Below are 14040 nucleotides of genomic sequence, written 5' to 3' on the forward strand. Positions count from 1 at the left end.
TGGCTGAACCTGTTATTCAGCCAGGGTTTTGTTTACTTATGTTTGGTGCTTTTTAGTGCGCTTCGAGCCAGTTAACGCCCGATCCTACCTCTGCTTCAACAGGCACTTCATTGGGTAATGGCAGTGCCGACCGCATACAATCGAGGATGATGGGTTTTATGGTATCCATTTCTTCTTTAACCGCATCGAAAACCAACTCGTCATGCACCTGCAGTATCATTCTCGATTCAAATTTATGTTTGCGGAACTCATGATAGATCTTCACCATGGCCAGTTTGATCATATCTGCCGCCGTGCCCTGAATAGGGGAGTTGATGGCGTTTCGTTCTGCAAAACCCCGTACGGTAAAGTTAGATGAATTGATGTCGCGCAGCCAGCGTTTGCGTCCCATGATCGTTTGCACAAAACCGTTCTCGCGGGCAAAGTTGATGGTATCATCCATATACTTCTGAATACCGGAGAATTGTTTTTTATAGTTATCGATGATCTCTTTGGCTTCCGTGCGGCTGATACCGAGGTTATCGGCGAGGCCAAAAGCGCCCTGTCCGTAAATGATACCGAAGTTCACGCTCTTGGCTTTGTAACGTTGCTCCTTTGTAACGGCTGATTCTTCTACCCCATATACTTTAGCCGCGGTGGCGGTGTGAATATCCACGCCTTTTTTGAAAGCCTCGCACATGGCCGGGTCGCCGCTGATGCCGGCAACAATGCGCAACTCTATCTGAGAATAGTCGGCCGAGATCAATATGCGATTGCTGTCGCGGGGAATAAAAGCTTTGCGAATTTCACGGCCTCTTTCGGTGCGAATAGGTATGTTCTGCAGGTTGGGATTATTGCTTGCCAGCCGGCCCGTTACCGCTACCGATTGTGCATAGGATGTATGCACGCGGCCGGTTTTACGGTTGATCAGTTCGGGCAGTGAATCTACGTAGGTCGATTTCAATTTGGTAAGCTCTCTGAACACCAGGATGTCTTCCACGATCTTATTCTGGTGGGCCAGTTTCATCAACACATCTTCACCTGTTGCATATTGGCCGGTTTTTGTCTTTTTCGCTTTAGGGTCGAGTTTCAGTTTTTCAAACAGCACTTCACCCAACTGTCGTGGCGAGGCCAGGTTGAACTTTACACCTGCCTGTTCGTACACCTTGTCTTCTGCGAGGGCCGCTTCGCGTTCCAGTTCTTTTGAATATTCGCGCAGAAAATCAACATCTACTTTTACGCCTTCGTATTCCATATCCATCAGCACTTTTGCCAACGGGTTCTCTACTTCGTGAAATACTTTTTCTACTTCCCTGCTTTTCAATAAAGGCGAAAGCACCTGTTTCAACTGTAAGGTAATATCGGCGTCTTCAGCGGCATAGTCGCTTATTTTGTCGATAGCCACATCGCGCATGTTCAGCTGGTTCTTTCCTTTTTTGCCTATCAGTTCTTCAATATGCACAGGTTCATAACCTAAGAAGCGGGCGCTAAGCATATCCATGCTGCGTTTGCCATCGGGCTCAATTACATAATGCGCCAGCATGGTATCGAAGGTTTCACCCTGCAACTCGTAACCATACCATTTCAAAACGAGCATGTCGTATTTCAGGTTCTGGCCAATCCAGAGAATATCTTTTTTATTAAAAACAGGTTCAAAATATTTGAGGATGTTTTTGGTTGCTTCCTGGTCGGCCGGGCAGGGAACATAATACGCTTCTCCGGGTTTGAAGGAGAAACTCATGCCCACCAGTTCCACATCATTGGCATCCATGCCGGTAGTTTCGGTATCGAAGCAAACTTCCTTTTCTTCCAGTAGTTCTTTTACGAGTTTTGTTATAGCTTCTTCTTCCTGTAATGTGCGGTATTGATGTGCGGTGTTGTGAATGTTCTTTCCTGCAGGCATTATATCGCCATTCTCTCCCCGATCCTCATCTGCCGGTGCCTCTTCCGCTTTCTTAGCTTTGGCTTCCGGTTTTGCTTTGTCCGGTTCAACTGCATTGCCAAACAGGTCGGTTTGCACGCCCTGCGGCGCTGCGCCCGGTACAATGGCAATCTCTTCGCCTAAAATACGTTTGGCCACTGTTTTGAATTCCAGGTCAATAAAGACTTCTTTCAGCAGATCGCGGTTCCATTCTTTCAGCCTGAAATCTTCTTCATGAAATTCGATGGGTACATCGGTTATGATAGTGGCTAGTTTTTTTGAAAGGATGGCGGCATTCTTTCCGTTACGCACTTTTTCGCCCAGCGCGCCTTTTATTTTGTCGGCATTTTCAAGCACATTTTCAAGCGTGCCGTATTCGTTCAGCAATTTGGCGGCGGTTTTCTCACCTACGCCTGCAATGCCGGGAATGTTATCAACGGCATCGCCCATAAGGCCGAGGATGTCGATCACCTGGTGCACTTCCCTGATATTCCATTTTTCACAAACCTCTTTTGCGCCGAGGATCTCGGCGTCGCCGCCCTGGTAACCGGGTTTGTAAATTTTTATATTGCCGTCAACCAGTTGACCGTAGTCCTTGTCGGGCGTAACCATAAAAACCTGGTAGCCGGCGGCAGCCCCTTTTTTGCTGAGGGTACCAATAACGTCATCAGCTTCATAACCATCAACTTCCAGTACCGGAATATTGAAACCGCGGATGAGTTTTTTAATATCGGGAATGGCTGCCATCAGGTCTTCGGGCGCTTCCTGGCGGTTGGCTTTGTAATCGGTGAATTCGGTATGCCGTTCGGTTGGCGCCTGCGTATCAAAACAAACGGCCATGTGGGTAGGCTTTTGATTATTGATGAGGTCGAGCAGGGTATTTATGAAACCAAACTGGGCATTGGTATTCTTGCCCTTTGTAGTAATGCGTGGATTTCGGATAAGGGCGTAATAGGCACGAAAAATCAGCGCCAGTGCATCGAGCAAAAAAACTTTCTTTTCATTTGATTGATTCTCCATATGGTATCCTCCGGTTATTTTTCACAATGCCCCGAAGGTAGGATTATGGCGCTGAAAATGGCGCTGATTTTAGCACAAAACGGGCAAATGCAAAAACGGTTAATTAGCCCATCGGCCCGATTGTTATACCGGTAATGATCCCGATGGCTAATTAACCTGATATGATGTCTTCAACCTGTTATAAACAGGTTTTGAAGAATGAAGTTTTGAAAGGAACGTTTTTAGCGGGCGTTTGCCACGCCCGTTGTTGTCTGGGCTGCCTGGTTTGGTTGTACAGTTTCTTCTTTTGCAAAGGCGATCAGGTAAAGTGCAAATGCCAGGCATGCAAATGCAAACGCATTAAACAGGCGACGGCGCATACGACGGGCTCTCATACGGATAAAAGATATAGGGTTTAGGGGTTGATTGCGAACGCATTAAGAACGGGCTTATGTGGATAATATTATTCAGGAGTAGAAATTTTTTTGTAGGGGCAGTCGCCATGCCCTGACCCTAATGGTAAGAACCAAAAAAGAAGGCCCGTTTGGGCGCTCCTTATGTATATAAACTTCAACGCATTTTCTGAACCCTCTCTCATTAAGGGGCCGGGGGCTACCCCTTCATTTCCTGCAATTGCTTTTGCAATGAAAACATTTCGTCGCGCAGGCGGGCTGCTTCCATAAAGTCGAGGTCGCGGGCCGCTTTTTCCATTTCCTTTTTGGTTTTGGCAATCGCTTTTTCCATTTGGGGAATGGTTTGGTAAACGACCTGCTCTTCTGCGGCAGCGGTGGCAACCAGGTCTTCGTTTGGCGCCAGCGCATGCGGGTTGGCCGGGTCGTATCCTTTAATATCGAGTACAGAGGTTTGGGCAAACACCTGATCGCGCGATTTCTTCACCGTTTTTGGAATAATACCGTGCAGGGTATTGTGCGCGATCTGTTTTTCGCGGCGGCGGCTGGTTTCATCGATGGTGCGCTGCATACTTTCCGTCATATTATCGGCGTAAAAGATCACCAGTCCGTCAACGTTACGGGCAGCACGGCCTGCCGTTTGGGTCAGTGATTTTTCATTACGCAGGAAACCTTCTTTATCGGCATCCAGGATGGCTACCAGCGAAACTTCCGGCAAATCGAGACCCTCACGCAACAGGTTCACCCCTACCAGTACGTCAATGTCGCCAAGGCGCAACTGGCGCAGGATCTCTACCCTTTCCAGGGTATCTACCTCGCTATGGATATATTTTGATTTTATATTGATGCGGTGCAGGTATTTGTCCATTTCTTCCGCCATCCGTTTGGTAAGGGTGGTTACCAGAACGCGGTCGCCTTTCTTTACCCGTTTGTCAATTTCATCGAGCAGGTCGTCGATCTGGTTTACGCTGGGTCGAATTTCAATTGGCGGGTCAAGCAAACCCGTCGGGCGCACCACCTGTTCAACCACAACGCCGCCTGTTTTTTCCAGTTCGTAATCACCGGGGGTGGCCGAAACAAAGATTGTCTGATCGAGCATGGATTCAAACTCATGAAAATTCAGAGGGCGGTTGTCGAGTGCGGAAGGCAGGCGGAAACCATAATCAACCAGCACCAGCTTGCGGCTTCTGTCGCCTCCATACATTCCGCTGACCTGCGGAACGGTTTGGTGACTTTCATCAATTACACATAAAAAGTCTTTCGGGAAGTAGTCGAGCAGGCAGAATGGGCGGGTGCCGGGGTAGCGGCGGTCAAAAAAGCGGGAGTAGTTTTCTACCCCATTACAATACCCCAGCTCGCGAATCATTTCAACATCGTAATTCACCCTTTCGTTAAGGCGTTGTGCCTCAATAAATTTTCCAACGCTTTTAAAGTATTCTACCTGGGCGGCACTCTCATCCTGGATCTCGCTCAGGATCTGCGTAATCATGTCTTTGGGCGCCAGGTACAGGTTGGCCGGGAAGATGGCGGCATTTTCAACCATGCCGATCCGTTTACCGGTTTTTATATCGAGGGTTTCTATGGTCTCAATTTCGTCGCCAAAGAAGGTAATGCGGTAACCAAAGTCAACATAAGGCAGGTTGATGTCAACCGTATCGCCCTGCACCCTGAAATTTCCGCGGTTGAAATCGATCGTACTGCGCGAATACAGGGAATTGACAAGCGCATGCAAAAAGCCCTGCCGGCTGATCACCTGGCCCTGGTGAATGCGAATGATCCCGTTCTCAAATTCAGCAGGGTTACCGATACCATATATACAGCTTACCGAGGCCACAACGATAATGTCGCGGCGGCCGCTCAGCAGCTCGGTGGTGGCCTGCAGGCGCAGTTTATCCAATTCCTCGTTGATACTGAGGTCCTTTTCAATATAGGTATCGCTTACAGGCATGTAGGCCTCGGGCTGGTAATAATCATAATAGCTTACAAAATACCCAACGGCGTTTTCGGGGAAGAATTGTTTGAACTCACCGTATAACTGGGCCACCAGGGTTTTGTTATGGGTGAGCACCAGGGTTGGTTTTTGTACCTGCTGAATGACATTGGCAATGGTAAAAGTTTTACCAGAGCCGGTTACCCCCAGCAGGGTTTGATATTTTTCACCATCGCGGAGCCCGGCTGTGAGCTGGCGAATGGCCTCCGGCTGGTCGCCGGCAGGTTGATATGGAGCAAAGAGTTTGAAAGCCATAATATTATATAGATAGGACCAGGAAATAAGTGCAAAATGTACACAAATTTACCGCCTTAACCCTTTCCAAAGTTTGATGGCTTTGGAAAGGGGCCTATATAGAACGGATCAGGCTTTTAATTGTTCAGGTATTTGAGCAGAATTAAATGCGGCTGGTGTTGGGCGCCCATTAATTCCGCAGGCGCCTGTATTGTCTGTGATGATCTTTTTGGAAGGTTGAATGTGCAGCGCATACTGCCTGGCGTTTCGCTGTAATCGGGCCAACCGTACATAACGTTAAACTTTCCGGTTCAGATAACTGGTGTAGTCAGGAATGTTCACCAGGTATTCTTCCATCATCAAAGGCGAGGTGAGTATAAAATCGGCGGTAGCGCGGTCGTTGGCAACAATACAGTTCCAGGCAATGGCTACCCGTAATAGGGCTTTTACATCGCTGTCGTGCGGTTGTGCTTCCATGGGGTCCCAGAAAAAGATCAGCATGTCTATATCGCCGCTGGCTATCATGGCGCCAATTTGCTGATCGCCGCCCAAAGGTCCGCTGAGCAAGGCTCTTACCGGCCGGTCGAGCGCGTTCTCCAATAATTTACCGGTAGTGCCGGTCGCATACAATTCGTGCCTTGCCAATACGGTCTTATTAAACTCTGCCCATTCAATAAGGTCTTTCTTTTTATTGTCGTGTGCTACCAAAGCTATTCGTTTACGGGCGTTTAGTTTTCTGACTCTAAGCATAAACTTGTGTTCTTGGTTGAATTTATAAGGGGAACAAGGTAAATGACTTTTGAAAAACTTTAACTCCCGGCGTTGAATTTTATTAGCGCTTTAAACGTTTTCCACATTCGGGCACAGAAATTGTTAATAGTGAAGTTCTTGATTTTGACCCATTAAATTCCATGAAGAAAGGCGCACTGGTATATTTGTTATGCCTGCTTGTATTCGTATGTACAGCGCAGGAAGAACCAACGGTTTCACCGCTGGCCAACCATTTTCCTGCAGATACCTCAGGTTTTATTACTGATCTTTCATTAAGCATATTTGAGAACGCAAGGGTTATCCTGGGTTGGAAGCAGCCCGAAGATACCTCGCTTGCCTTTGCGGTTATAGAACGCAGCACGGGCGGTCGTAATTTTGAAGTGGTGGCTGTTTTAAAGCAATCTGATATTAGATCCACCAATGAGTGGATAGATGAGGCGCCCCCGAAAGGACGCAGCCTGTACCGCGTGAAGTTTTCGGGAAAGGATTCGCAACCTGCTTATTCAAAATCGGCAGAAGCGCTTATTGCGGGTGATATTTCTTTCCGGTTCTACCCAAACCCGGTTGACAATATCCTTATCATACGTTCTGAAGCCTTACTCGATATTCAAATCGTTGATGCCATTGGCAAGCAACGCCTCGCTATAAACAGCTTACAGGGCCTTCAAACCATCAATGTAAGCACGCTTGAAAAAGGCATCTATTTTCTGCGAATCAACAATCATACTACAGGACTTTTAACCCAGGAAAAATTGCTGAAGAACTAGCGGGATGAATGACCGATGTCATGCTCAACCGATAATAGCAGCTTTATTGACACGCTGTTTGAAAATGTCAATAACTTTCCTGATACGTATCCATTCAGAAGGAACACGAGCCAGATACTAATATGTAGTAAATTGATATTCTTATCGTTACAGACATAAACATTCCATGTATTTATACGGAAAACCAGGTATTAAATCCACCAAATACCTTGGTATTTTTACTATTACCACAAAATGGTATTGCAGATATCAGAATTCCCCATTATTTTTACCTCGGTTTTTCATAGGATATTGGATTTTAAAAGCGGGGTTGAATTTCTATTCAGACCCCTTTTTATTTTATGCCGGATATGCGCAGGTGAGCATGGGTTGAATTAACGACACCGGCAATAATGTACCTAACACTATAAGCACAGCGCTTTATCATCCTCACCGCTTACCCACCCGATATATATTACTTTACATAAGGTATTAAAAAAAGATAGTCCCGGTTTAAACCGGGACTATTTACTTACTAACCCATATAATTCAACTGAACCTGGTCGGAATCGGCTGTTAAAAGCTGTAATACCTTATTGAGAGTGGTATTACGCTGCCTGATCCAATATCTATTAAGTTGATTGCATTTCTTTGATCTTTTCCCTGATCTTTACTTCAATTTCGTTTGAGAGCTCAGGATTGTCACTCAATAACTGTTTAACCGCATCACGTCCCTGGCCGAGTTTGTTCGAGTCATAGCTGAACCAGCTTCCGCTTTTATTTACAATACCCAGTTCAACGCCCATATCGAGTATTTCACCGGTTTTTGAAACGCCTTCGCCAAACACGATATCGAATTCTGCGGCGCGGAAAGGAGGAGCTACTTTATTTTTTACCACTTTTACTTTTACACGGTTACCGATGGCTTCGTCGCCGTCTTTGATCTGGGCCATTCGACGAATATCCAAACGAACCGATGCATAGAACTTCAGGGCGTTACCACCGGTGGTTGTTTCGGGGTTACCGAACATTACACCGATCTTTTCACGCAGCTGGTTAATGAAGATGCAAATGGTATTTGTTTTATTGATGGTAGCGGTAAGTTTACGCAGGGCCTGAGACATTAAACGGGCCTGTAAACCCATTTTGCTGTCACCCATTTCACCTTCCAGCTCGCCTTTAGGCACCAGGGCTGCTACTGAGTCTATCACTACTACATCGAGGGCGCCAGATAAGATAAGGCGGTCGGCTATTTCAAGGGCCTGCTCACCATAATCAGGTTGAGAGATAAGCAGGTTGTCTACATCTACCCCCAGCTTCCGGGCATACAGGCTATCAAATGCGTGCTCCGCATCGATGATGGCGCACATACCGCCTTTTTTCTGGGCTTCGGCAATAACATGTATTGCAATAGTTGTTTTACCGGAAGACTCTGGTCCGTAGATCTCAACGATACGGCCTTTTGGTAAACCGCCAACGCCGAGGGCCGAGTCAAGACCGATTGAACCGGTGGAGATCACTTCCATAGGGTCCTGTGACTTTTCATTCATCATCATCACACTGCCCTTACCGAAGTCTTTTTCAATTTTATCTATAGTGAGCTTAAGCGCTTTCGCTTTTTCGTTTTCTGCTGCCATGATGAGTTGTTTTTATAGTTCTTTCAAATTTACCGATTGCCAAATGTAGAGAAAATTATATTATCAACACTAATTATTTTAGTATTCCGGGGCTAATTATTTTGGGGTAGAAGGTTGGTGCGGGAGAAATACTATATTATATGGATCAGTTGCCGGGTTACCGGTTTCCCGTTACCAGCATCTTTATATTCGTGCTGTTTACAGATTTCAGGAATCCTGACATGTTGGCCTGCCCGGTTACCGGAATACCGGAAACCGGTAAAAAACAAAAAACCCTGCCAGCGCGACGTAGCAGGGTTACCCACATGAAATTTCTGAGAAAACTACTTCTGGAAAAGGCAATGGCTGAAACCATGCAGGTGCTAACAAAGTGACAATAATTCTCCATACCAGTCAATACCACTTAGTGGTATTTTTTATTCACGGTACGTTCTCATATGATCATTTGTTGTATGCTTACCTGTTTACCGGCAGCTCTGCGATGACAATGTGTTAATTACAAATTAAACACGCTGCTATCTGGTGCCTGTGCCGGCAGGCCGCTTGCAGCCGTTTTCGGTAAAATTCTTTCGCAGTCACGCAGAACCTGCAGCCGGGATGGTAATTTCGTCATTGTCAGATGCTGTTATCCGATACATATACCATGTATGAACCTCGTGTCATCCTTGTACCGGCCATGTGCCAAATGGTATACTTTACCAATGGAACACATATGTTTGACACATGGTTGACACATGGATTATGTCATTCATCCCGGGTTTCACACATGCCCGTTCCGGGTTTTTGGCCTTTTCAAATAGTAAGTGAAGTTTATAAGGAGTGATTTTTATGTAACCAGGCAGAAGCAAGTAACGATTATTATTGGCCGTTAGTTTGGTTTTGCAGGTGCCCGCAAATGAAAAAAGGCAAGGCCAATTATCCATGACTATTCCCTGCCATCTGAAGGTTGCATCTGTTAATAAAAACAGGCACTTTCTATTATATAACTGCTATTAGTAAAAAAAAATTTATTAAAACGATCTTAAATTCCTGATTTAAACAAATTTGAATGAGTGATAATGCGTTCAATCTATACCTTTGCGGCTGCCAGGCACAATACTTGCGTAAGGGGCCATTAACAATGAGTGGCCGTGCAGTATTGGCAAAACAATTAAAACAACATATTATATGAAATGTAAGCAGGTGTTATTTACAGGACTCTCTTCTCTGTTACTTTTTTCATGTGTTAGCTCAAAAAAATATAAAGGCGAAATAGCAAAATACGAAGCGCTGAATACTAACTATGTAAAATTACAGGGCGACCTGAAAGGCTGCGAAGACGCTAAAGCAGAATATGCCCGTAATAAAGCAACGCTCGAGAGCGAGATCGACAACCTGAAGAAACAAAACGAGTTCTTGAAACAAAACAATTCACAGGCCTTAAAGCAATTGCAGGACCTGTCGGTTATTTCTTCATCACAAGCTGAAAGCATTAAGAAATCACTTGAGAATATCGGTGCTAAAGATGCGTATATACAGGATCTGCAGGCATCCATGGCGCGTAAAGATTCATTGAACATGGCGCTGGTGATGAACCTGAAGGGCGCAATAGGCAACCTGGCCGATGAAGATATCAATATCAAGGTTGATAAAGGTGTAGTATACATCGATATCTCTGACAAACTGCTGTTCAACAGCGGCAGCTATGTGATCACGCCAAAAGCGAATGAAGTGTTGGGCAAAGTAGCCAAAGTGTTAAAGGCGCAACCCGATATCGAATTCATGGTAGAAGGCCACACCGACAATGTGAAATTTGCCAAAGGCGTACTGCTCGACAACTGGGATCTGAGCGTACACCGTGCTACTGCCGTGGTTCGCGTGCTGCAAAATCAATACGGTTTGAACCCTGCACATATTGCAGCTGCCGGTCGCGGCGAGTATTTACCGGTTGCACCTAACGATACCCCTGCCGGCCGTGCTGCCAACCGCAGAACAAGGATCGTTATTTTACCGCAGCTCGATCAGTTCTTTAAACTGCTTGAGACGAAAAAATAAAGTAATGTGTTAGAAAACAATATTGGGCCATTCCGCTTAAGCGGAGTGGCTTTTTTTATGCAGATTATTGCAGGCAACCGGCGGTTCTCTGATAAAAAAAGCTATCGTGATGAAGTAATAAATTCTATTTTAATCCTCCTCTAATATGCCTGTACCTGAATACGGCTATTGATTTAAGTGATTTTACCTAATTTGTTGGATGATGTTTAATTTTATTCGAACAAAGCCGCCATTATTTTCCGAAACCCTGTGAATGCGATTAATTTGTTGCCCATTGATCATTTTTTCGAATGTGATTCGTTTGAGTAACTAAACCCTGTAGAAAGCGCCCTAACCGGTTGTTATGAAGCATTTCGGATGGATCATTCTGATTGCCCTGACTATTTTGGGCCATTTGCCAGCTTGTTTGGCAAAGGATGAGCCATTGACCGGAATTACTGCTAAAAAAGGTGTTCTCGACCTGCGTTCTGCAAACCTTCACGACCAGCCGGCTTCCCTCAACGGGGAATGGCAGTTTTACTGGCGGCAGTTATTATGGCCCGGCGATTCAATAGTAAGCCCACCCGATTATGTTGCCTATCCTTCTTTGTGGAACAAAATCAAACTGCATGGCGAAACATTGCCGGTAGAAGGATATGCTACCTATGCGCTCACTATTCTTTTGCCAAAAGACCGGCCCAGCCTGGCTATGTTCATGACCGATGTGTATTGCTCGTACCGGTTGTTTGTAAATGATTCATTACTGCTATCCAATGGCAGGCCCGATTCAACGGAACAAACCGCCGTTCCATTCTGGAGCACCCAAACCGTTAATCTTCCTGCCGCCGCCGATACGGTTCGCCTGCTTTTGCAGGTTGCCAACTTCTGGCACTCCAAGGGCGGAACCTATAAACAGCTTTTTGTTGGCAAAAGCGATGAACTGCATCTGAAACTGCAACGCGACCGGGCCTATGATCTGCTGCTGGCGGGTTGCCTGTTTATGGGCGGGCTCTTCTTTTTTGGCTTTTATGCATTTGGCAGCCGCGACAAAGCCATCCTTTATTTTTCTTTGTTCTGTATCGTGTACAGCTACCGGATGATAGGCACCAGTTTGTATGTATTGCATTCCGTGTTTCCCGGCCTTAGCTGGTTCGTAACGATACGGATAGAATATTTAAGCCTTACACTTGGGGTAGCCCTCTTCTCCCGCTATTTTCACAGCGTATACCCCAAAGATGCCAACAGGTATATCGTAAACGCAGTAGTGTACATTTGCCTGTTCTATGCGCTTGTAATTGCTGTATCGCCGCCATGGATCTTTACAAAAGGCATTATACCCTTCCTGGTCGTAATGTTCTTATACATAGGCTTTGCTTTTTATTCCTGTATCAGGGCCGTACAATTTAAACGCGTGGGAGCGGTGTTTGCATTGATGAGCTGCGGCGTAATGCTGCTGGTGTTTTTGATTATCAACTTAAATTATTTCCAGATCGTAAGCACCGATAAATGGATCGTTTTTGCCGGTTATGTGATCTTCTTCTTCCTGCAGTCGCTGGTGTTATCGCACCGGTTTGCTTATACGCTTAAAAAAGCGGCCGATGAAGCCGAACAGGGCTTACGCACCAAAACGGAATTCCTGTCAACCATGTCGCATGAAATACGCACCCCGTTGAACGTGGTGATCGGCATGGCCCACCTGTTACTGAGAAGTACCCCGCGAAAAGACCAGGAGAAGAACCTGAATGTTCTATTGTTCTCGGCTAATAACCTGTTGTCGATCGTAAACGATATTCTCGATTATAATAAGATAGAGGCCGGGAAGATCAATTTTGAAATGGTTCCGATCGATATCGCTTCCATAGCACAACACATTACCGGCGGATTAAGCAGCAAGGCGGCGGAAAAGAATATTACTTTAACTACCGAAACCGATCCCCGTATCAACCGTAAGATAATCGGCGATCCTACCCGCACAAGCCAGGTGATCTATAACCTGGTACATAATGCCATAAAGTTTACCGAAGCGGGTTCGGTAACGCTGTCGATACAGGCAGAAAAAATAACTGAAGAGCATATAACCCTTACCATTCGGGTTTCCGATACCGGTATTGGAATTGAACCCGATAAACAGCAATTGATCTTCGATCGTTTTACACAGGCCGACTCCTCCACTTCGCGCAGTTATGGCGGAACCGGTCTGGGCCTCGCTATTACAAAACGCATACTTGAATTACAGGGCGTGGTGCTTAATTTAAGAAGTGAACCAGGAAAAGGATCGGTCTTTTATTTCAGCCAGGTATTTACAGTAAGCGATGAACCGGTAATGCAGGAAGAGCAGCCCGGTCCGCAGCAGGAACCCGATAAACAATTGCAGGATGTTTCCATATTGGTTGTAGAAGACAATCCTTTCAATGTTCTGGTAGCCCAGGCGTTGCTCGAACGCAGTGGTGCAGTGGTGGATGTGGCAAATAATGGCCAGGAAGCGCTGGAGAAAATTCAACCCGGAAAATATCACCTGGTGCTGATGGACCTGAATATGCCCGTTATGGATGGCTTTGAGGCAACCCGCAGGTTGCGTGCCCGCGGAGTAACGCTGCCGGTGATCGCATTGACGGCCAGCCTGCCGGCCGAGGTGGAAAAGGATGTGCAAAGCGCGGGACTTACCGATATAGTAGTGAAACCATTTAATCCCGATGAACTGTTCAGGGTGTTGTTGAAACACCTGAAGAACTAAGGTGGGCGCTTATGCCAGCGGTTTGAAGTACAATTGAAAATTTACTTTGATCTCTTCTTTTATTCTTATAAACCCCGCGAGTTTCTTGGGCGGTGTTAAATTGAATTCCGAGAATAACAGTGTTTTTGTTCCATTCATTTGAATAAGACCGGAATTGCTTACACTGGTTTTGAAATCTATGGTAGTGCATTTAATTCGCCCGGCCAGCAGGATATCTACCTTGCCCCGAACGGTTTGCGGATGCTGCGGATCAAAAGCATCGAGACAAATGAACTGTATTTTAAGAAAGCGGTTTTGATCGGCCTTTAATGTTTTTCTGAAATCATTTGTAATGAGCCGTTGGTGACAATCAAAGTCATTGATATTTACTGTAAGCCGGCTGTTATTGAAAACAAGCTGGCGGGTAGCTTCATTCTTTATATACTGCAGGGTGTCTGATTCAAGGTATTTGGTAACCTCGCAGCAAAAGGGGCTCAGGTTCGAACGGCCTTCAATATTGAGTGAGCTGTTGCCGGCCACTACCCAGCGTTTTACCAATGGATTGGCCGCATTGTTTTCCGGCAGGGGCGTACCAAAAAGAAGATGGAAGAGTATTATGAACAACAT

At 45.9% G+C, this 14040-nt stretch carries 9 protein-coding genes; 3 read left to right on the forward strand and 6 right to left on the reverse strand.

The genetic code is table 11. From position 1 onward, the window contains the following. Positions 1-52 precede the first annotated feature (52 nt). The 4 genes from polA to A4R26_RS32890 all read right to left on the reverse strand — a co-directional run bounded on the left by polA (position 53) and on the right by A4R26_RS32890 (position 6283). Positions 53-2920 (reverse strand): DNA polymerase I, encoded by a 2868-nt coding sequence (gene polA, locus A4R26_RS32880; protein ID WP_081171203.1) that lies wholly within the window; start codon positions 2918-2920, stop codon positions 53-55. Positions 2921-3141: 221 nt separating this feature from the next. Next, positions 3142-3294: a hypothetical protein gene (locus tag A4R26_RS35295; protein WP_165760499.1), complete on the reverse strand. Its 153-nt coding sequence runs from the start codon at positions 3292-3294 to the stop codon at positions 3142-3144. 217 nt (positions 3295-3511) lie between these two features. Continuing rightward, complete coding sequence (uvrB, locus tag A4R26_RS32885; RefSeq protein ID WP_081171205.1) at positions 3512-5554, reverse strand: excinuclease ABC subunit UvrB; 2043 nt, start codon at positions 5552-5554, stop codon at positions 3512-3514. Between the two features lie 276 nt (positions 5555-5830). Then, complete coding sequence (locus tag A4R26_RS32890) at positions 5831-6283, reverse strand: methylglyoxal synthase (RefSeq protein WP_081171207.1); 453 nt, start codon at positions 6281-6283, stop codon at positions 5831-5833. Positions 6284-6444: 161 nt separating this feature from the next. On the opposite strand from A4R26_RS32890, the gene A4R26_RS32895 reads away from it, so the two are divergent. Then, positions 6445-7071, forward strand: coding sequence for a T9SS type A sorting domain-containing protein (locus tag A4R26_RS32895; RefSeq protein ID WP_081171209.1), 627 nt, complete (start codon positions 6445-6447; stop codon positions 7069-7071). A 611-nt stretch (positions 7072-7682) separates the two neighbouring features. Here A4R26_RS32895 and recA read toward each other — a convergent pair. Then, complete coding sequence (gene recA / locus A4R26_RS32905; protein ID WP_081171212.1) at positions 7683-8687, reverse strand: recombinase RecA; 1005 nt, start codon at positions 8685-8687, stop codon at positions 7683-7685. Positions 8688-9854: 1167 nt separating this feature from the next. On the opposite strand from recA, the gene A4R26_RS32920 reads away from it, so the two are divergent. Together A4R26_RS32920 and A4R26_RS32925 are read left to right on the forward strand one after the other, a co-directional pair. Continuing rightward, the gene (locus tag A4R26_RS32920; protein WP_081171218.1) at positions 9855-10721 is read left to right on the forward strand and encodes an OmpA family protein; all 867 of its coding nucleotides are present in this window, start codon (positions 9855-9857) and stop codon (positions 10719-10721) included. Positions 10722-11064: 343 nt separating this feature from the next. Next, the gene (locus tag A4R26_RS32925; RefSeq protein ID WP_081171220.1) at positions 11065-13434 is read left to right on the forward strand and encodes an ATP-binding protein; all 2370 of its coding nucleotides are present in this window, start codon (positions 11065-11067) and stop codon (positions 13432-13434) included. A 9-nt stretch (positions 13435-13443) separates the two neighbouring features. Here the strand turns inward: A4R26_RS32925 and A4R26_RS32930 are convergent, their stop codons facing one another. Next, the gene (locus A4R26_RS32930) at positions 13444-14040 is read right to left on the reverse strand and encodes a hypothetical protein (protein WP_081171222.1); all 597 of its coding nucleotides are present in this window, start codon (positions 14038-14040) and stop codon (positions 13444-13446) included.

Origin of the sequence: Niastella populi, from assembly GCF_002078015.1 — a bacterium.
In the GTDB taxonomy this organism is placed as follows: domain Bacteria; phylum Bacteroidota; class Bacteroidia; order Chitinophagales; family Chitinophagaceae; genus Niastella; species Niastella populi.